The sequence below is a fragment of the Clostridium fessum genome (genome assembly GCF_027698965.1).
Taxonomy (GTDB): Bacteria; Bacillota; Clostridia; order Lachnospirales; family Lachnospiraceae; genus Otoolea; species Otoolea fessa.
Genome location: NZ_JAQEQF010000010.1, coordinates 17,133 through 35,965, shown reverse-complemented (window position 1 = coordinate 35,965; position 18,833 = coordinate 17,133). Strand labels below are relative to the sequence as shown.

Sequence of the window (18,833 nt, the reverse complement as noted above, 5' to 3'; positions counted from 1 at the left end):
TGGACACCCGTGTGCAACCAGTTTTCAGTTGGAATCATCATTTACAACCCCGATAAATACTCCCTCATAATATCCCCCAGAACCTGCGCCTCCTCGCGGCTCAAACCTTTCATCCAGTCACCCGCATTTGCCTCGCCACTTCGTGTTTCCCGCGTATCCCGGCTTGCTGCAATCTGGTCGAGGCTCTGCTTCAAATACTCCATTTCCTTGTCGCCGGGATGCTCCTTTGCTTCCTGCCTGGGACCCGTATTGTTTCCCGTTTCATTTCCTGATACCATCCGGCGATCCGTAAGATGCCCATCTGTCTCATGCTTGTCCCGTTCCTCCGATTCGCGCGGTGCAGTGCGAACTGCCCGCATCAGATTCTGTGCCCGTGCATCCCGCTCACGGAACGGATTCACTCTCATCGCTGTCCGCGATTTTCCTTTTTCAAACTCCGTTTCTCCCAGATCCCGATTATTCGTTTCTGCGCCATCCCGACTGCTCACACCGCGCTCTGCCCGCAAAGCACTCTGCAGCCGTTTCGGCATTTCCCGCACATTCGAGTCCGCGCCAGCAATTCCGCCGGATACTCCAGAAGCTCCTGACATTTCCTGTCCGCGCGTCTCCTTCTCGCGTGCCGCCCGAAGGAACACCGAATTATCCACATACTCCAAAAGCGCCGTTTCCAGCCGCTGCTGTTTCTGGTCAATCTGGAAACAGCTCTCGATAAATGCCAGAAACAGACCGCTCATGACAGCTGCCGACGCATACAGTACAATATAGCTCGCATCCAGCTCATACCAGTACGCCAGAAATGCCTCCGCTGCTCCGGTCAGAAGCCCTAAAAGCACCATTTCCATTGACACGCCGTTCCACGCATCCAGCGAAATATGTAAAAATGAAAATCCGTCAATCTGCTTGTCCAGATATGCCTGCGTGTTCACGATGTTCTGTCCCAGGCGGCAGGTATTTTCCAACCGCTGCTTCAGATTTTGAAGATTCTTGTTCCGGGTCATCGCCATGTTGTCAGTTTCTTTTAATAATCTTTTGTAGAGGCTCCGTGTAATCAACTTGCTGACAAATCCGATCATTCCGATCGCCGCAAGAACGGACAGCGCTTTTCCAGTTTGTAAAAATTCCAGCATAAAAAAGCTCCCCTTTCTCTACTTCCGGATCACTTCCGGATGGCTTGCCACAGGTCAGGTTTAGGCGCTTCGCAGTTTGTCTCTTGCAATTTGCTTTTTACAATCTGCTTTTCACATTCTGCTTTTCACATTCTGCTTTTTGCGCCCTGTCAAATCCCGCCTGCATCGTGGCTTTATTATAGCCGCCGAAAGAGTCTTTGTGAAGATGAGAAAGGGGAAAATCGTTCGTCAAATTCTGCCTTAATTCGATTTTAAATAGGTATTAATAATGCGTATCATGCAAAATTTCGGGTTATTAAAAATTCTGTCTGTGAATCATATCTATAACTCATTACGCCTCATACCGGGACGCCATTTCAAGCAGTAGGTTTACCGAATGCTTGATCGCCTGCGCCTCAAACGCCGCATAGTCCATACCTGCGCTGTCATCCGCCTTATCTGAAATGGCACGGATAATCAGGAACGGGATTCCGTTTAAATATGCCGCCTGTGCGATCGCTGCGCCCTCCATCTCGGTACAGCTTGCGCTAAACTGCTCGATCAGCCACTCCTTTTTTGCCTTATCCGAGATAAACTGATCGCCGCTTACCACGCGTCCCGGAAATGCCTGAATCTCCGGATTGACCTTCTGGTTGCACTCAATCGCCAGCTCGCGCAGCTTCTCATCCGCCTCAAATGCAAAGGTATCTACACGCGGAATCTGTCCGATCCGGTATCCAAATCCGCTCGCATCCATATCATGCTGCACCGCATCCGTCGATACAACGATATCGCCAATGTTGATCTCTGCACGCAGGGAACCGGCAATACCTGTGTTCACAATCGCACTGATATGGAACCGATCCGCCAGAATCTGACTGCACATACCTGCATTTACCTTACCGATACCAGAGCGAACCACAACTGCGTCCCTTCCGCCCAGTTTTCCCTGATAAAAATCCATACCGGCTACACTTGTCACGGTAACATCCGTCATTTCCTCCCTGATCTGAGCCACCTCTTCATCCATCGCTCCGATGATTCCTAACATCTGTTTGCCCTCCTGTTTTTCTGTTCTTTATTCTTCTGCCTTTCTTTTATAGATTTATAGAAAAAGAAATTCTTACTATTTGATCTTCTGCGCTTATACCCCTGCATCTCTTTCCTCAAATCCATTGGCTGACTCGGCTCTACAGTCAGTGTGTGCCTGCACCATCATTTTTCATTTGAAAATCGTTCATTTACTTTATAATAGCGCAGCCGCATCGTTACCATGTATACCTTGTACAAACAGTAACACCGTATCTTTTCATGAGTATACTGGATTTTTGTTATCTTGACAACACCTTTACTGGCAGACTATAATCATTTTACTGCGGTGGATTCCCGCCACAGCAGATTAAAACTCATACCATTTTACCATTTGAGGAGGTTTTACCATGACATACAAGACAAAGGGAGTCTGTTCCCGTGAGATTAATTTTGAAGTAGAAGATAATAAAGTAAAGAATGTGCAGTTCGTCGGCGGCTGCTCTGGCAACACACAGGGCGTTGCCCGCCTGATCGATGGCATGGATATTGACGAGGCAATCTCCCGCATCGAAGGCATCCAGTGCGGCTTCCGCCCAACTTCCTGCCCGGATCAGCTGGCACAGGCGTTGAAGGAGTATAAGGCGAACGTGAAATAAGTATCTTTTGGTAGATTCTTTCAGACCCGCCGGCATAGTGAAAAACCATTTTAAAATCCCCACCTGAAAACATCTGGAATTTTGAATCTAAAATTCCTAGATGGTTGCAGGTGGGGTATTTATGCGATCGCTTTTTTCATACTATTTCGTGTTGCAAATATAAATTTAGTAACACTGTCCCCGTTTAAAATTAGTCGCCGTATTCGGTGATCATAACTCCTCCTGTTTTGGTCATAAACGACTGTCCTTTTCCATTCGCCTCTACATAATGAACGCCAACTACTCTATATTTATAACCCGTTTTTTGATTTTTCACAGTAAATTCATTTGTCATACCAGATAAATCCTCTGTCGGAAAATCTTCTTTTTTGGCATCATATATATATCTAGCAACCTCAGTCCATTTACCATCTTCCTCACGTTGTAATACTGCAATATTTTTAATTTTATCGCATTCTACATGAGCTAATGTTTCGATAATAATTCCAATATCGCCTTTTCCCAAATTACTTATCTGAACCGTTGCTGTATCAATGATACTTCCTCTCTGTTCTATACCTTTTGCAATTCCTTCTGCGGATCCATCTTCCAAAAAATATGAATCACTATAATCAGCTGTTTCGATCGAAACCCCATTAACATTCGTCAATTCTGCTGCATGAGCCTGCATTGGTATTGCTGCCATCATAACTGCTGCACAAATAAATGAAACTAATTTTTTTCTCATAAACTCTCCTTAATACTTCTCTAAATACATATTTTCTACTATTTTCTTAAACTCTTTTTGAGGCATAATTCCTGAAATTTGATAGTATGCAGCTCCCTTTATTACTATGGAGCTATATTCCATTTCTCCACTATCTATTTTAGCCTGTTGAATATTAATATCTTCATTCAAAAGGTCATTATGCACCTTCATTGCTTTTTTTCGATCAGAAATAATATTGGTTGAATTTCCGTTATCTCGAAACTGTTGAATTATCTTTACCTTATACTTACCATACTCAAAATACATTACAACTCGGGTACTTGTTATATCTGTTTTAATATAATGCATTTTTTCAGGTATATATGCAAATCTAATCGCTTGGATTTTGGTTTTTTCCGCTATTTCTGTGTATGCTTTTTCTAATTCATCTTCTATTTGAATCGTATCCACATTATTCAATACAATATCACTCCGCACACTATCCCGTTCCCGCACCACATACCGATACTCCCTCTTCGCCCCAGCCGAAATCCCCATCGCCACAACCATCACTGCGATAGCGGCGGCAGCTACAGAGACTTTCACAATCGATTTCAACCGGCGTGGTTTGCGAGCTTCTTCGTGCAGTTTGATAATGTTCTCGCTGGATGATTCTTTTTCACTTTCCGGGCTTGTTCCCACCTCCGCTTCTAACTTTGCCATCAACCTCTCAAAGCCGTCTTCTGATTCTGGAGGTATCTCGCTGTCTTTTACTTCCGTCTGTGCAAGGATAAAATCCTTCAACAGCTGATCTTCGCTGACTCCAAACGCTTCCTGCAGCAGGCGCTCTGCATCTTCTCCAGCCTTTTTCCCGCGCCGGCTTCTGCTCACTTTTTATCCCTCCTCTCTGTCCTCGTCCTAACTTTTAGGTTGACTTTTCTTTTTTTCCGTTTACTATACTAAATGTAACCCTTTGCGGGTATGATAAAGCATAAAAACAGTTGTTTTCAGGTTATGGTTGTCCCCTCACACCGTAACCAGCGGCTGATGTGTGGAGGAAACTACTATGAAAAAAATCATTCTGACCGGCGGTGGTACTGCAGGTCATGTTACACCGAATCTCGCCCTGCTTCCGGCACTGCGCGAGGAAGACTTTGAGATTCACTATATTGGTTCTTATAACGGCATTGAGCGCCGCCTGATCGAGGCAGCCAGCATCCCTTACGATGGAATCTCATCTGGAAAACTGCGCCGTTATTTTGACCTTAAGAATTTTTCAGATCCGCTTCGCGTTCTGAAAGGATACTTTGAGGCTCGCAAGCTTATGAAAAAATACAAACCGGATATCGTCTTTTCCAAAGGCGGTTTTGTCGCTGTTCCGGTCGTTCTGGCTGCCAAGCATTATAAAGTGCCTGTCATCATCCATGAATCCGATATGACCCCAGGACTGGCAAATAAAATCTGTATTCCAGCCGCTTCTAAGGTATGCTGCAACTTTCCGGAAACACTTAAATATCTTCCGGAAGATAAGGCGGTTCTGACCGGTTCCCCGATCCGTGAAGAGCTTCTGCACGGGGATCGTCTGGCGGGACTCCAGTACGCCCATCTTTCTGCCGATCTCCCAGTAATTCTGATCATCGGCGGAAGTCTCGGCTCCGTCACGGTCAATCAGGCTGTCCGCGGCATTCTTCCGCAGCTTCTGAAAACCTATCAGGTAATACATATCTGCGGAAAAGGCAATCTCGATGAGTCTCTCATCGGCACCGAAGGATATGTTCAGTATGAGTATGTGGATAAACCACTCCGCCATCTCTTTGCAGCGGCAGATCTGATCATCTCCCGCGCGGGTGCAAATTCCATCTGCGAAATTCTGGCACTCCGCAAACCGAACATTTTGATCCCTCTGTCGGCTGCTGCCAGCCGCGGCGACCAGATCTTAAATGCCAACTCCTTTGCAAAACAGGGATTCAGCACCGTTCTGGAAGAAGAAGTTTTAACCGCAGATACTCTCAGCCAGGCAATCGAAGAGACCTATAAAAATCGCCAGCAGTTCATTGATAAAATGTCTGAAAGCCACTTAAACAATGCTGTCAAAACCATCATGGGGCTGATTCATGATTGCACACGCAGTTAGTAGCATTGCTACGTTTGTATAGTACAAGACTAAAACACTGAATATGTAAGCTTATCATCACATCGGACAGATTCGAAACGGCTCTGCTTCGATGTGATTTTTAAATATCAAACAGCTTTGCCCTCAACACGCGCTTCTGCAATTCTGCTTTTGCCCTGTAAAGACGTGTACAGCATACCGTTGATTTGATTTTCAAAACCGCACAGGCTTCTTCCGCCGTCAAGCCCTCCAGAACACGGAGAATCAAAACATCCCGCCAGTCCTTCTTCATAGATTTGACAATCTTCCATACGTTCCAATAGATATCCCTATCGATAACCTCCTGATCCAGAAGCTGAATTCCTATCTCCCCTTCCAAAAGAAGGTTCATAATCTCTTCTTCCGCATCCGGATCTTCCAGATGCAGCATCTCGCGGCGCCGCATCTGCCTCCGGTTATCGATCCACTTGCTCCGTAAAATGCGGATCAGTAAAACCAACTTTACTTTATGATCCAGATCTAACGAATAGCGCTTGTAATATTCAATGAAAGCTTCATGCACCATATCCTCAATGTCATCGTACCCTACTCCAATTCTATACGCATATTTCTTCAGCGGTACCAGGTACTCTCTGTAAAGCGCTTCAAAAAGCGCCATTTTTTCATTCTCATGGTGCATATCCAAACTCCTATCGCGTCAGTTCTTCGCGGATGGAGCTGCTAATTTCTGCCAGCTCTTCCGGCGTTGCTTTTCCTGGCGCCCATGTCACCATATCCGGTCCATTTTCATATCTCGGAATAATGTGTACATGGAAATGAAAAACAGTCTGTCCTGCGGATATGCCATTGTTCTGAACCACATTGAAACCCGTGCAGCCCAGTGCTTTCTTCATCGCCGCACCAATCTTTCCAGCTAATGGAAGAGCTTTGGCCGCAATCGCCGGATCCAGCTCACATAAATCTTTGAAATGCTGCTTCGGCAGAATCAGCGCATGTCCCTTCGATGCCGGTCCTAAATCCAGAATCACACGAAAATCTTCATCTTCATAAACCGTTGAGGATGGAATCTCTCCGCCAGCGATCTTACAAAAAATACATTCTTTGTCTGTCATGTCGGTCTCTCCTTCTCTCTATGCTTCTCCATTCACTGGAAAAGCGGTATTTTCTTTTGTCACTTGGCTTGAAACTTCCATGTCAAGTGCCTTTATTATAGCATATCCCCATGGCTTGTTCTATGTAAATTTGCAGAAACGCGAAATTGATGTACTTGCAAAATAATTCACATCAATTTCGTGTTTTTGGTTATTATTTCATATTTTCAGATAATTTATCGGTGTTCCCAAAATTTATATCCGACATCCGCCAAATAAATGGAATCCCCATTCCCCAAACTGACTGTTTCATTTGCCTGAAGCGGATAGCCATTGACCGATGTTCCATTGGTTGAATTGAGATCTGTCAGAATGTATACGCCCTCCTTCTGATCGATCCGCGCATGAAGACGGCTGACGGTCGGACGGTCAATACATGCGTCCGACAGCCCCGGATGTTTTCCAAGTGTAAATGGAATATAGGAAATCTGAATCACTGTTCCTCCGGCTTCCACCGGCTCTAAGCGCACCGTTCCTCCCCCATTCTTTGAGGCAGGCAGAAGCGTAGTCCCCGCTTCTCTCGCCCGCTCTATCTGTGCTTCTTCTTCTCTTCGAAGTTCCTGCCGATAAGCTTCTTCACTCTCCGGATAGACCTGCCAGCGGTTTTCAGGCGTTGTCTGCTGCCAGTCTGGATATGATAGATCCACTTCCGTGCTTTCCTCTCTATCCTCTCCCTGGTCTCGATTTTTCTTCCCGCCACCATATACCTGCCATTTTCTGCGGGCTGCCAACATCTCCCTCAAAAACACGATTCCCCCGATGCCGCCGCTGATTATATACAGCCATACATCCATTTCTCCCGTCACGTACCAATACACAATGCCAGCTGCCACCACGCTTCCAAGTACCTTTATCCACCTGTTCTGCCATTGTCCCTTTTGTTTTCCACCTGCCCTTTCAGACTTTCCCCCCACTTCATCTGAGTTCTCTACCGACTCCAGATTCTTTTTCATCGTTTTCTCCTGATACAACGCTTCCTGCCTATATTTCCAATCCTTCCTGACTGGCGTTTGAGTGTCAGAAGCCATTTTCCCAGATCCAGATTCCAACGTATCCCTCCGATTTTGCTCCGCTTCAAGCCACTCCTGCCGATCCGCCCACACTCCCGCCGTCTCAGGATCCCCCTCATCCTCGTTTCGTTTTTCTGCCGAAAAGATCCGATCTTCCCCTGAAAGCTGGCGCAGCAGATCTGCCGTTCCGTAATTCTCCCGCAGACTAATCTGATACAGATTATAAGCTAATACAACTGCCTCCCGATCCTGATGATCCGCACGTTCCAGAAGATACCCCAGCAGTTTTGAGAGCGCCTGCGGCGTCTCTTCCCGATGCCCCGGAACCAGACATAATTCCACAGTAAAATGATCGGGTTCCAGATACAGATATTCCGGATCCAGCAAAAGCTGTTCCTCTTTTAACAGATACTCTTCCACCCGCTTCAGAACCGCCAGCACACCAAGCAGAATCGACCGAAGTTCTTGTCCCGACAAGGTCCGTTTTTCCAACACCCGTCTAAGCGGCTGTCTCGACGTTATCTCATAATAATATTCTCTCGCCTCCTCCGTCTGGCGGACCCGGAACTTCAAAAGCCCTTCGATGGCATTCGCCGACAGCATCTGTACCGCATAGCCCGTTTCTTCCTCCGGCGCTTCGATTATCATATAATTATGATTCATTTCCCGGCTATACCGAATCTCCATCCCGTATCCCCCATCAATCTGCATTTTCCAACACTGTCAGCAAACGGATCGCCCGCTCCGGCTCCTGTCCGCGCAGGGATATCTCCGTCTCTGTACTGCTCTTTACCCTTCCGTCCAAGTCTCCCCCATCTTCCCGGATCGTCAAAACTGCATCTCCGCACCGGAAGAATCCACGCAGGCGCTGTCCAGCTCTGCTGCTTATCTCCCCCACAGTCATTCCATCTCCCCGCAACGTTTTTTCCTCCCGATACAGGCACCGTTCCATCGCCTCCTGCAGGACAAAACGCCCCGTAATCCTGCCATGCACCTCAAACACCCCATTTAACAGTGCCGCGATAAAAAAGAATGCAACCGCCATCACAAACGAGGCTTCCACCGTATAACTGGCAGAAACCTCCCGCTTCATCCAAGAGATGCTATCAGCATCCAAATCCACATCAGAAGCACACACGGTAGAAATGGCAGCTTCTTTTTCCGCATTTTCTCCCATAGACCATTCCCCTTTCCGCTAAGCAGTGCCGTAAGCATCCAGACACCTCCTGCCAGACTGCTCACAAATACAGCTCCCATCAAAAGTTCAAGCGTCCGCCATCCCCCCAGATAGCACCCAGTGATCAGAAAAAAGCAGCCATCTCCCAGTCCGACCGCACCTTTCGTCTGCCGCTCCATCCAGAACAAAAAAATCCCCGGCAGCATTCCCAAAAGCCATACCGTTATCTGCAACACACTTTTTTTCCAATCCCATCCATCTTTTATAACCGACAGCACACACCGTATCATCGTAAGCGCCATTCCTGCCGTTCCAAATCCATATAGCCAGCTTACGCGTATCCGTTTTCTATGAAGATCCTGCCAGGAAAAGGCCATCAGAAAAAGTGAAAAAACAACCGCATAGAGGAAACATACTGCACTTTCCAAATCCATCCGCGTAAATCCCATGAAACTTATCCCTGCACTGTTTTCCATCACTCCGCCCTCTCACCCCTCCTTGATTCTTTCCGCCATCCGCACCTATCCACTTCCACAGTATGAACACACACCCATATATTCCACCTCTGATCGCCGCACCTTCTGCACATAATATGCCAATGACGAACAGTCCTGCTTTCCATGGTAAACCTCGCCGGACGGAAGAATATACACCAGACCTCCCGCCGACACCGTCTTTCCACAGTATCTGCAAGCCTTATAACGGCATCCCCCGCTGTTTCTAAGCACCCCCGAAATTACATCTGCATACGCAACCGCGGTGATCTGATTCGATATATAATGGCACGAAGGCGAAAGATGGTAGCGCGTACTGTCCCGCCCCACATAGACCCATTTTTCCTCCGGTTCTGAAGCGTTTTTCTCTGAGAAATACCCGCCTTCCGCCCCAATCCATCCCCGCTTCCGGCTCCGGGAAGTAAGCGTCACATGGTCAAGCGCAAATACCGAGAACGGCAGCCGCACCTGATAGGAGGCGCGCAGGTCAATCCATTCTCCATCTTCCGATACGCAGCTGGCACCACACTGGATATTGGACACTTTGTTCCCGCCCGCTGTCTGAATCTTCTCCTTTAAATATCCCTGCAGGATAAGCCCGGACGGAAGTTCTGACCAGCCCCCCGTTCCCTTTTCTTCTGCCTCTACCGCTTTTCCCGCCTCCATTTCTGCCGGATGCACCGTATGGGATGTCCGATACACCTGCCATCCCAGTTCCCGCCCCGTCACTTCCAGCACCGTCTGCACCTTTCTCTGAGTATCCAGTATTTCCATCGGAACTGACAGGAGAATCACCGTAAACATAAACAATGTCAGACTAAGCGCCGCCTCAATCGTCAGGCTCGCACACAGGGAAGCAGAGGACAATGCCCTTTTCCAGGATCGTTTTCTTACTTGGGCTCTATGCCGCCGAAGGACGGGTATCCCGACCGCACAGATACTTTCATTTATTCGTTTTGTTAGGTTAGTTGTCATCATCTTTTTTACTGGCTTTCTTTATATACTTGGAGAGGCACATTCACTTGCATCATCTCCTGAAAAAGGACACTGTCCTCCACTCCCCTGTAATTGTGTTTAATATTCCTTCTGGGACGTTCTACGAAGCGGTATCAACGTTCCCTGTGCCGCATAGGACACACTTACCCCATACTGGCACTGATCCATCCGAAATCCCGGCTCTTTTTCTGAAATGCGGTTCTGAATCATATCCATCATCCGGTAACAGAAACGGCTCTTTCCCTGTATCAGGAAAAAGAGTTTCAGCCAGTCCTGGTAGTCCAGCCCTCTGTCGTCTGTCCCGTTTTTCAATGAAGGATCCGTCCCCGTTTCCAGAAAGATGGACGCGCCCTTTTCCGTCAGAGCAGAAAGCGAAATCTGCCACTCCCCCGGCTGTTTGAAAAAAGGAATTTTTCCGCCCGCCAGCAGAACCTTCACATCTGCCACCGACTCTGCAAACGCCCAGACTGTCATGATAAAGAAGGATGCCGCCGCCGTGATCGGTGTGATTCCCGCCAGCCCCGTGATTGCCAGCGCCAATGCTTCCGCCTCCGACCGTTTTTCAGAATCCGCATATAAAGCTGCCAGATTCACCGCCTCGCGCACAGCCAGAAGTTCATTGACGGTGCGTTTTAAATTTTCCCGCTCCGACGCATTTCCCTGTAAGAGATATTCCTGCTCATAATGGACACTTCCCGTCTTTTCCTGCCCGAACCGGGTAAAAAAATGCGCCGCATACGCATCTAAAAGAGCCCGTTCAAGCCCCGCCATCCAGACATCCCCAGCTGTCCCCCGCTTTCCGCTCTCTCCGTCTGCATACAATGCCGACGGAAATGCCTCGGTCGAAATCCAATTTTCTGAAATCACAGTTCCCGCCGGCACACAAAGACTCAGCAGATCCGTCCCCGACAGGCGGCTGACTGCTTCCAGCACATTCATTTTTTTCTTGTCTCGGACTGCCGGAACCCGGAAACGTCCATCCTTCTGAAAACCCGCTGTGATCGTCAGAACCGGCGCCCACAGCGCTTCCTCGTCCAGCTCATCGTCCTCATCGTCAGGCTCCCAATCATCGATATAATCCTGTATCTCCTTTCCTTTCCGGACTGCTTCTGCAACCACCTCTTCATTTCCGTGAGCCGTCTCTTCTGTCTTTTTTACCTCCTGGCGGCGCGCTCCATCCTCATCCAAATACGAACGATACCCCCGCATCTCCTCCTGTACCATGCCCCAGGAGCCTTCTTCCAGATCCGGCTGGGCTTCCTGCGCCCCCTGCTCCGATCCCTGCAATTCTTTCGCAAGCCGGTCCGCCTGTTTTTCATACGCCGCAACCAGCCCCGGAATCTGCTTTAATTCTTTCTCTAAGCTTTCCGCCGATTGAAAGAACGAGCTTCCATCCGCCTGGCTGACCGCTGCCTCCATCTCCTCCAGATGTTTCTCCTGTTTTTGCAGGCAGGCTCCGATCGCCTCGATCGACTCTTCCAGACGCAGCACTTTTCTGCCATTTTCCTGATATCCTTCCGCAATTCCATGAACCGCCCTTGCTTCCGTCATCCGTTTTTCCATCTCAGGCAGTTCAGACTCCTCACTTTCCAGCGTCCAGACACCCACTTTCATATAATCGGTAACTTCCTTCGCAAAGAAATCCCCATTATGGCCGGTGATCGCATCCATCGCTTCGATCTGTGCCTTGCCGCCGCTGACCGGATAAAAGGGCGCTGCCGCCAGATATGTTTCCATCTGCGGCTCCATCTCCGCCGCCAGGCGCTCTTTATCCGCACATTCCAGCACAAAAATCCGGTATTTATCCCAAATCTCCCGGTGATAACAGCTCATCAGCGAATCCAGGGAGGAATTGAGCGCCATCTGCATATACCAGCCGCTTCCGGCTGCCCGGGCGGACTCAAACAGCCCGCCCATCAGCGCACAGATACAGGTCAGAATCAAACTTAGGAAAACTGTGATCCCCCCGCAAACGTCCATTTCTGCTTCAACGTGCCGTTCTGCCCGGATCAATATACCTCCTTCGACTTGCTGTTGATCTGTTTAAAGATATTTGTAAGAAGCGTATTAATCTGCTTTTTAAAGACAATGACCAGACCGATCAGCACCACCAGAATCAGCACTAACTCAATGACCCCCACACCATCCTCGTCCATCAGAAACGATTTTACTTCTCTTACCAGATACGCTTTATCCATATACTTTTTCTCCTTTCTCCCCATTTTTCAGATCCCAAACGCCAGAAACGCCGGGACTGAAACCATCACCATAATAATCATCAACATCAGAAACAATGGAAGCATCAGCTTTGTGGACGCCTCTTCCCCCCGGCGTCTTGCCAGTGCTTTCTCTTCTTCAAACGCCGACTCCATCTCTGTCTCCAGCGCCTTTCGAAGTCCTTCTGCCCCATTTCTGACATTCTGCTCCAAAAGCCCGGAAAGCTTCCGGTACGGTCTCAGACGGCAGCCCGCACCAAATTCCGCATATGCCTGCAGTTCCGGGACACCGCGCTGCATCCGGTGATATGCCGCTGCCATTTCCCGGTATGCCGCCCGCTCCGTCTGTGTTCCCGCCCGGCATGCCGCCTCGTATTCCAGCACAATCCGTTCCCATGCCCGGCGGACCGGAAGCCCCGCCCCGGAAAATACGGTCAGCTTTGACACAATCTCCGGGTAGTCTTCCATCAGTTCCCGCTTTTTCTTCTTTTTCTCCTCACTCTCCTTCTGTTTTTCATAAAGAGGAAGCAGAATTGCCGCCGCAATCCCCAGCACCGGAAACAGCAGATATTCCCTGTCTCCGCGCACCCGGTAAGATAAATTCTTCCCCTCATACATCTTTGGCAAAACCAGCTGACCTTCCGTTCTCTGCGCCTCATCCATCTGCTTTAACAGCTGCTTAAAACCTGCCTCTTTTTCCTGCTGCTTCGTCCGAAGCGGCGGATATAGCGTGACCGGAAACCGGTACTCCCGGCTGAATGCCCCCGCCTGCAGGGATGCGGTCAGTTCTGTCTGAATCCCCTTCTCCGGGCATTCTTCATTTAAAACTGTCCCATCTGTCTGAATCCATTCCGCATCCTCCGGTGTCCAGCGGACCCGGATGCCCTCTTCTTCCAGCCAGCCAACGAGATGTAGATCTTCCCTTACCTCCTGCAGGGACGGATTGTTTCCCCGAATTAAATCCGCCAGTTTACCTCCCGCCTCCAGCAATGCTTTTTTTGCATCCTCTTCCGCATATTCCCGCTCTCCGAGCGCAATCTCCACCGGAATCTCCTTCTCCCACAGTCCGCGCACCCACACTTCCTGCTGCCGTTCCCCTTCTCCGTATGCATAGCGGTTCAGCCGGTTCCCATCTTCCAGCGCCCCATCCCGTTTTTCCACCAGATATCCCGCAACTGCCAGAATTATCCCCAAAAGAATGCATAAAACCTGCTTTTTCCCCATTTTTCCCATGCTGTTTCACACCTCAATCTGAAGAATTTTCCCCGATACCCTCCATGCCAGCAGATAGACCACCAGACACCCGGTCATCACCACCCGCCCCACCGCTGTCTCATACATCTGTGAGAAAAAGCCCGGCGATGACAAATCCATGTAGAGCACGATCAGGTACGGCATCAGGTTCATAATTCTCTGTTCAAACTGCTTTTCTGCCGTCATCGTGAGAATTTCCTCCCGCACCTGAATGCGATCTGAAATCACGTGAACGACATGGTGAACCACGCTTGCCAGCTCACCCCGGCTCCGTTTGGATACAGTAAAAATAACAGAGAAATTTTCCACCTCATCCAGACCACTCCTCTTTGCAAAGGAAGAAAGCAGCACCTCCACGGTCCGGTTCATTTTAAGCTGACTTGCCAGGTATGAAAACTCACGGGTAATCATCCCCTCTTTTCCGTATTGTTCTTCCAGATCGCGCACGCTCGCGATAAACGCATTTTCCACCGAATAGCCTGCAGCCAGCGCCGAAGCCACAATCTGAATCGCTTCCTTAAACTGGAGCCGCAGTTCCTCTTTTCTCCGGCGGCAGAGCTCCCGCCTCTTAAAAAACGGCCGCAGCATCCCCGCCGGAAGCATCAGAACGAACGCCAGAAATGAACGGTAGAATACATACGCCGTCACGGCGCACACCGCTGTTCCCTCCAGAAGGTAACGTATCCACTCCTGCCCCGTCAGGTGGTAAACCCGGTAATCAGAAAGCACTTCCTCCCGCGAATCTGCGCCGCCCTTCAAATCTGCCAACCTGGATAAGTGCTCCTTCCACCTGTCCGGAATCAGCCTCCCCGCTTTCCTGAAACTGATAGATGGGAGAAAGGCGGATTTCCCCATTTTCATAGCCTATCACCTCCGTGATCTCCAGTACCTTCCGGCTCCGGTCCCGCATCCGCCCGACATGGACCATCAGATCGAGCGCTGAACCGATCTGGCTCCGGACCGCCGCAAGCGGCAACTCTGCCGCCATCAGAACCATTGTCTCCAGTCTTGAGAGCATGTCTTTTGCGCTGTTTGCATGTCCAGTTGAGAGCGAGCCATCGTGCCCCGTATTCATCGCCTGCAGCATTTCCAGCGCCTCGCCGCCCCGGACCTCCCCAACGATGATGCGGTCCGGACGCATTCGGAGACTCGCCCGGATCAGATCGCGCATGGAAATCTCCTGCGAACCATCCCGGTTCTCCACCCTTGTTTCCAGGCTGACAAGATTCTTTACATGGCGGATTTGAAGCTCTGCCGAATCCTCGATCGTGATGATGCGTTCCTCCTGTGGAATATAGCCGGACATGGCGTTTAAGATCGTCGTTTTTCCCGATCCGGTTCCTCCGCTGATGAAGATATTGAGTCCCCGCTCGACCGCTTTCTGCAAAAATGCCGCTGCCTCCCGGCTGATACTTTTTAACTCAATCAGGCGTTCCATCGTGATCGGTTCCGGGAACTTCCGGATCGTTAAAATCGGCCCATTTAACGCCACCGGTGCCAGCACCACGTGGACACGAGAACCATCTTCCAGTCTCGCATCCGCAATCGGGGATGCCAGATTGACCGTCCGGTTGACACGGCTTACAATCTGCTGAATCAGATCCTCTAGCTGCCCTACCGAATCAAAGTGCTTTTCTAACTCTTCCACACGCCCCTGCCGCTCGACAAAAATGTGCTCCGTGCCATTTACCATGATCTCCGTGATCGTCGGATCATCGACCAGCTCCTGCAAAATATCCAGCCGTCTGAATGAATCAAACAGCTCTTTTCTCAAACAAAGCCGCTCTTTTAACGGCAGATACGCCCCTTCTGCCGCTTCCAGAATCGCCATGTCGATCAGGTCGCGCAGCTCCTCATCCTCCACCTGCATACGGCTCTCCATCTGCTCCATCAGACGCTGCCTCAAAACCATTTTCTGCTCCTGCATACTTCCCCCTGCCAGTTGTTTCTCTCACAACCGTTTACTCTTTAGAATGACTGTCAAAATCCCGCTCAATTTATCCCTGTCAAAAGACTTTGCCCCTTCTAATTTAACCCACAATGAACATTATCCGCCCACACTGCTTCCCCGCAGCAGCTGCCGTACATAATCACCCAGTTCTCCCCATAAGAGCTGGTCAATATAATCGCCCCGTCCAAAACTGCCGTGATACGGAAGCTTCAGGCGTTTAATACGTTCCCTTAGCATGCCATTTCCTGTCTGTGAAAAATACTGCTCCAGCTCCTTAAGCTTTGCCAAAGACACCGGATCTTCCCGGATCGGCATATAAATTACCCGGCACAGCTTCATTACCGAAAGCGCCGTCCTGCGCCCGCTTCCTATATCCACTACCAGCGTATCATACGCACTCTCCCCGGCAATTGCCCGTATAAGCCCTGCGATTGCCTCCTCTCCCGCCTGATCCAGATCCTCCGGATAGCGCACCGGCGGAATATAGTCCAGCTCCCCCATCGTGTGGACAACGCTGCTCAAACGAAGCGAATTATAGCTTCCACCGTTGTAAAAATACAACAGATCCGACAAATCACTCTTATATTCTTCTTTCATCAAAACCGACAGACCGGAAAATTCCTCCAGGTTCAGATACAGCACCCGCTCCTCCTGTGCCAGAAGTTTTCCCATTGTCAGGGCAAACGAGGTCTTTAAACACCGTCCAACCGGCGAATACACTCCCAAGACCTTCGCCAGCCCCCGCCCGGACACCTCCGGCAGATCCCCCGGGCTTTCCCCATACCAGGTCAGCACGTCGCGCACAATCGCATCGCTGGACTGGTATTTGTAAACACAGGGAACTGACGGACTGACCGGTTTTCCCCCATTATCCGATAAAAGAATAACCTTTTCCGCCCGGATGGACTCCTTTTCTTCCGCCGGAACATGCTCGCCCAACAACAGAAGCTTTACCGGGTGTTCCGCCGCAAATGCCCGCAGCCGCTCGATCGAGCTGAACGCCACCACCTCAAACGGTATTTTTTCCTTCTGGTTAACTACCTCTGCAAACCGCGCCGCATAGACCGGATCCACATCATACACCGCCAGAATATGCTTCATCGCACCGCCACCTCCCTAATCACAAGCCATTTTCCTTACAGATACCGAATCAGCTCCGCCCCAATCACTCCCAAAAACAGGCACGGTGCCAGACAAAAAGATGCCTCTTTTCCATCCCGCGCTTCCAGATAGTACGGCTCGACGCTTCCCCCAAGCGCAGACCGGTACAAATAAAACACAAGATATGTAAGCCGCTGCCTGGCAATCCCACGCCAAACCAATAAAACAACTGACCATGCCCCAGCTGCCATCAGCCCGCATAAAAGGATCCGCCCTCCCTGCTGCACCCCCGCAGCACCAAACAGAACCGCTGCCATCTTGATATCTCCCGCACCTATCATGCGAAACAGATACAGCGGAAACAGGACACATAGTAAAATCCCGATACGGACCAGGTATCCGCACATTTCACAGATGCCTGACATAAGCGCCGCCCCAGTTCCCGGCAGCCACCTGCTCCATCCGGTTGTATATCCTATTTTCATCCCCAGACCAGACCGAATTAAAAGAAACAGCAGCCCGCCAGCCAGAATCATCCCATTGGAAATACGGCGTTTTTTCAAATCCCAAAACGCACAGCCGCCAGTAAACAACAGCAGCAAAAAGGTCAATCCATCCCCTCCTTCTCTTTCGCATACATGAAACGAACAATTTCTGCACAGTATGTCCTCTTTTCAAAACTCCTGCCGCAAACGATAGCTGCCAGTCCTGCGCCAGCTTTTACCGCCACCTTTTTCCATTCATTTCCTGTATGCACTTCAAACATTCCTGAAAAATTATCGAACATTTCTCTGAACTTAACTTTTAGAATCTTAATAATAGATCAACGGGAAATCCGGATTCCCGTGACAGATGGAAGAACCCATCCATGAATGTTCCTCCATTATGAACAGTTTTTGATCAAAAGTCAATCCCAAAACACCCGAAATATGCGCCAAAAACATCTCAAAAACTTTGTGCATCTGAACCCATTATTTTAGCTAGACAATTTCGTTATTTGAAAATAATTGCCAAAATATCTCTTTATTTTTTATCTATAAATACCCATTCCAGCATTTTCCTTTCCATTGACTGACGAAACAAAAAATGGTAAAATACTATTAGTTTAAATTTTTAAACCATTATAGAAGGAGGAGCCGCGATGAAAAAAGGAACAGAACTTAAACAGCATTTTCATACCTGTATGCCTCTTTTTATCGCGCTGGGCGATGAAATACGGCTGACGATCATCGAAGCGCTGACGGACGAAGCCCTCACGAGGCGCACAAAAAACAACGATGTGAACAAAAATCAGCCTGATAAAAACGATGACCGTCCAATCAGCCTGCCCACCCAGCCCCGTCCGCACGGCTTAAATGTCCGGGAAATCACCGAACGGACCAGCCTGTCGCGCCCGGCAGTTTCCCACCATTTGAAGATCTTAAAGACAGCCGGGCTGATCGACGTCCACCGGGAGGGAACCTGCAATTATTATTACCTCTCGATCGAAGACAGCACCCGGAAATTGATGCAGCTCGGACATCTGCTGGAATCCGTGCTTTCCATGAACGCCTGAACCAGGATGCATATCTTTCCATTTTCTGAATATACTGATCGTTGTACCAATTTATAGGATTCAGAAAGAGAGCATCAAACCATGAAGCACAACCGCACCCACTGCTCCGGGAGCACCAGCACGGACATTTTTTCCGCCCACCCTGACCCGGAGCTGCTGACAGAACTGCGACAGACCATGAGCACGATCAACACCGTTTTCAACCATTTTGAAGAGGTCGTCGATCCGACTCTGATTGACTGCTATATCTACGAACTGAAAGCCGCACACCTCCGGTATCAGTTCCTTTTACGACATATTAAACAACAGGAAAATACCATTTAACCGACACAA

22 protein-coding genes are annotated in these 18,833 nt (G+C 49.2%); 4 read left to right on the top strand and 18 right to left on the bottom strand.

The window, feature by feature from the left end; all coding sequences use genetic code 11:
* Positions 1-41 precede the first annotated feature (41 nt).
* Positions 42-1,127 (bottom strand): hypothetical protein, encoded by a 1,086-nt coding sequence (locus tag PG862_RS12260; RefSeq protein ID WP_270707566.1) that lies wholly within the window; start codon positions 1,125-1,127, stop codon positions 42-44.
* Between the two features lie 331 nt (positions 1,128-1,458).
* Complete coding sequence (locus PG862_RS12255; RefSeq protein ID WP_270707564.1) at positions 1,459-2,157, bottom strand: 5'-methylthioadenosine/adenosylhomocysteine nucleosidase; 699 nt, start codon at positions 2,155-2,157, stop codon at positions 1,459-1,461.
* A gap of 388 nt (positions 2,158-2,545) precedes the next feature.
* Between PG862_RS12255 and PG862_RS12250 the strand changes: the two genes are divergently transcribed.
* Positions 2,546-2,794, top strand: a complete 249-nt coding sequence (locus tag PG862_RS12250; protein WP_022360027.1) for a TIGR03905 family TSCPD domain-containing protein — start codon at positions 2,546-2,548, stop codon at positions 2,792-2,794.
* Positions 2,795-2,984: 190 nt separating this feature from the next.
* Here PG862_RS12250 and PG862_RS12245 read toward each other — a convergent pair whose 3' ends face one another.
* Complete coding sequence (locus PG862_RS12245; RefSeq protein ID WP_270707563.1) at positions 2,985-3,521, bottom strand: hypothetical protein; 537 nt, start codon at positions 3,519-3,521, stop codon at positions 2,985-2,987.
* Positions 3,522-3,530: 9 nt separating this feature from the next.
* Positions 3,531-4,373, bottom strand: coding sequence for a DUF4367 domain-containing protein (locus PG862_RS12240; protein ID WP_270707561.1), 843 nt, complete (start codon positions 4,371-4,373; stop codon positions 3,531-3,533).
* 175 nt (positions 4,374-4,548) lie between these two features.
* Here PG862_RS12240 and PG862_RS12235 point away from each other — a divergent pair, with 175 nt between their 5' ends.
* Complete coding sequence (locus PG862_RS12235; protein WP_107001756.1) at positions 4,549-5,616, top strand: undecaprenyldiphospho-muramoylpentapeptide beta-N-acetylglucosaminyltransferase; 1,068 nt, start codon at positions 4,549-4,551, stop codon at positions 5,614-5,616.
* A 100-nt stretch (positions 5,617-5,716) separates the two neighbouring features.
* Here the strand turns inward: PG862_RS12235 and PG862_RS12230 are convergent, their stop codons facing one another.
* From PG862_RS12230 to PG862_RS12165, 14 genes are all read right to left on the bottom strand, one after another.
* Positions 5,717-6,274: an RNA polymerase sigma factor gene (locus PG862_RS12230; RefSeq protein WP_227589698.1), complete on the bottom strand. Its 558-nt coding sequence runs from the start codon at positions 6,272-6,274 to the stop codon at positions 5,717-5,719.
* A gap of 10 nt (positions 6,275-6,284) precedes the next feature.
* Positions 6,285-6,707 carry an HIT family protein gene (locus PG862_RS12225; protein ID WP_022360422.1) on the bottom strand — a complete coding sequence of 141 codons (423 nt, stop codon included), beginning with the start codon at positions 6,705-6,707 and terminating at the stop codon, positions 6,285-6,287.
* Between the two features lie 215 nt (positions 6,708-6,922).
* Entirely contained in the window at positions 6,923-8,443 is a 1,521-nt protein-coding gene (locus PG862_RS12220) for a DUF6382 domain-containing protein (RefSeq protein ID WP_270707560.1), read from the bottom strand.
* 13 nt (positions 8,444-8,456) lie between these two features.
* Positions 8,457-8,849, bottom strand: a complete 393-nt coding sequence (locus PG862_RS12215) for a hypothetical protein (protein ID WP_270707559.1) — start codon at positions 8,847-8,849, stop codon at positions 8,457-8,459.
* Positions 8,846-9,409, bottom strand: a complete 564-nt coding sequence (locus PG862_RS12210) for a hypothetical protein (protein WP_270707558.1) — start codon at positions 9,407-9,409, stop codon at positions 8,846-8,848. The genes PG862_RS12215 and PG862_RS12210 overlap by 4 nt, the downstream gene beginning before the upstream one ends.
* A 45-nt stretch (positions 9,410-9,454) precedes the next feature.
* Positions 9,455-10,294 carry a hypothetical protein gene (locus PG862_RS12205; protein WP_270707557.1) on the bottom strand — a complete coding sequence of 280 codons (840 nt, stop codon included), beginning with the start codon at positions 10,292-10,294 and terminating at the stop codon, positions 9,455-9,457.
* A 207-nt stretch (positions 10,295-10,501) separates the two neighbouring features.
* The gene (locus PG862_RS12200; RefSeq protein ID WP_270707556.1) at positions 10,502-12,436 is read right to left on the bottom strand and encodes a DUF5702 domain-containing protein; all 1,935 of its coding nucleotides are present in this window, start codon (positions 12,434-12,436) and stop codon (positions 10,502-10,504) included.
* On the bottom strand, positions 12,433-12,621 hold the full coding sequence (locus PG862_RS12195; protein WP_022360416.1) for a Flp1 family type IVb pilin: 189 nt from the start codon (positions 12,619-12,621) through the stop codon (positions 12,433-12,435). Before PG862_RS12195 ends, PG862_RS12200 begins: the two co-directional genes overlap by 4 nt.
* 27 nt (positions 12,622-12,648) lie before the next feature.
* The gene (locus PG862_RS12190; RefSeq protein ID WP_270707555.1) at positions 12,649-13,872 is read right to left on the bottom strand and encodes a hypothetical protein; all 1,224 of its coding nucleotides are present in this window, start codon (positions 13,870-13,872) and stop codon (positions 12,649-12,651) included.
* 6 nt (positions 13,873-13,878) lie between these two features.
* Positions 13,879-14,661: a type II secretion system F family protein gene (locus PG862_RS12185; RefSeq protein ID WP_270707553.1), complete on the bottom strand. Its 783-nt coding sequence runs from the start codon at positions 14,659-14,661 to the stop codon at positions 13,879-13,881.
* Complete coding sequence (locus tag PG862_RS12180) at positions 14,612-15,820, bottom strand: CpaF family protein (protein ID WP_333563218.1); 1,209 nt, start codon at positions 15,818-15,820, stop codon at positions 14,612-14,614. Before PG862_RS12180 ends, PG862_RS12185 begins: the two co-directional genes overlap by 50 nt.
* A gap of 120 nt (positions 15,821-15,940) precedes the next feature.
* Positions 15,941-16,945, bottom strand: coding sequence for a P-loop NTPase family protein (locus tag PG862_RS12175; protein WP_270707552.1), 1,005 nt, complete (start codon positions 16,943-16,945; stop codon positions 15,941-15,943).
* 35 nt (positions 16,946-16,980) lie between these two features.
* Positions 16,981-17,556 (bottom strand): prepilin peptidase, encoded by a 576-nt coding sequence (locus PG862_RS12170; protein ID WP_270707551.1) that lies wholly within the window; start codon positions 17,554-17,556, stop codon positions 16,981-16,983.
* A complete protein-coding gene (locus tag PG862_RS12165; protein WP_182427988.1) occupies positions 17,553-17,702 on the bottom strand; it encodes a hypothetical protein in 150 nt (49 codons plus the stop codon). Before PG862_RS12165 ends, PG862_RS12170 begins: the two co-directional genes overlap by 4 nt.
* Positions 17,703-18,086: 384 nt before the next feature.
* Between PG862_RS12165 and PG862_RS12160 the strand changes: the two genes are divergently transcribed.
* Positions 18,087-18,500: an ArsR/SmtB family transcription factor gene (locus PG862_RS12160; protein WP_270707549.1), complete on the top strand. Its 414-nt coding sequence runs from the start codon at positions 18,087-18,089 to the stop codon at positions 18,498-18,500.
* 81 nt (positions 18,501-18,581) lie between these two features.
* Positions 18,582-18,824, top strand: coding sequence for a YaaL family protein (locus tag PG862_RS12155; protein ID WP_107001765.1), 243 nt, complete (start codon positions 18,582-18,584; stop codon positions 18,822-18,824).
* Positions 18,825-18,833 lie beyond the last annotated feature (9 nt).

Bases quoted from the DNA above. Each gene is read 5' to 3' on its own strand.
- PG862_RS12210 (WP_270707558.1), bottom strand. From the start codon at position 9,409: ATGGAAAACAGTGCAGGGATAAGTTTCATGGGATTTACGCGGATGGAT.
- PG862_RS12175 (WP_270707552.1), bottom strand. From the start codon at position 16,945: ATGAAGCATATTCTGGCGGTGTATGATGTGGATCCGGTCTATGCGGCG.
- PG862_RS12160 (WP_270707549.1), top strand. From the start codon at position 18,087: ATGAAAAAAGGAACAGAACTTAAACAGCATTTTCATACCTGTATGCCT.
- PG862_RS12220 (WP_270707560.1), bottom strand. From the start codon at position 8,443: ATGGAGATTCGGTATAGCCGGGAAATGAATCATAATTATATGATAATC.
- PG862_RS12235 (WP_107001756.1), top strand. From the start codon at position 4,549: ATGAAAAAAATCATTCTGACCGGCGGTGGTACTGCAGGTCATGTTACA.
- PG862_RS12260 (WP_270707566.1), bottom strand. From the start codon at position 1,127: ATGCTGGAATTTTTACAAACTGGAAAAGCGCTGTCCGTTCTTGCGGCG.
- PG862_RS12215 (WP_270707559.1), bottom strand. From the start codon at position 8,849: ATGAAGCGGGAGGTTTCTGCCAGTTATACGGTGGAAGCCTCGTTTGTG.
- PG862_RS12190 (WP_270707555.1), bottom strand. From the start codon at position 13,872: ATGGGAAAAATGGGGAAAAAGCAGGTTTTATGCATTCTTTTGGGGATA.
- PG862_RS12155 (WP_107001765.1), top strand. From the start codon at position 18,582: ATGAAGCACAACCGCACCCACTGCTCCGGGAGCACCAGCACGGACATT.
- PG862_RS12195 (WP_022360416.1), bottom strand. From the start codon at position 12,621: ATGGATAAAGCGTATCTGGTAAGAGAAGTAAAATCGTTTCTGATGGAC.
- PG862_RS12255 (WP_270707564.1), bottom strand. From the start codon at position 2,157: ATGTTAGGAATCATCGGAGCGATGGATGAAGAGGTGGCTCAGATCAGG.
- PG862_RS12180 (WP_333563218.1), bottom strand. From the start codon at position 15,820: ATGCAGGAGCAGAAAATGGTTTTGAGGCAGCGTCTGATGGAGCAGATG.
- PG862_RS12250 (WP_022360027.1), top strand. From the start codon at position 2,546: ATGACATACAAGACAAAGGGAGTCTGTTCCCGTGAGATTAATTTTGAA.
- PG862_RS12245 (WP_270707563.1), bottom strand. From the start codon at position 3,521: ATGAGAAAAAAATTAGTTTCATTTATTTGTGCAGCAGTTATGATGGCA.
- PG862_RS12230 (WP_227589698.1), bottom strand. From the start codon at position 6,274: ATGCACCATGAGAATGAAAAAATGGCGCTTTTTGAAGCGCTTTACAGA.
- PG862_RS12225 (WP_022360422.1), bottom strand. From the start codon at position 6,707: ATGACAGACAAAGAATGTATTTTTTGTAAGATCGCTGGCGGAGAGATT.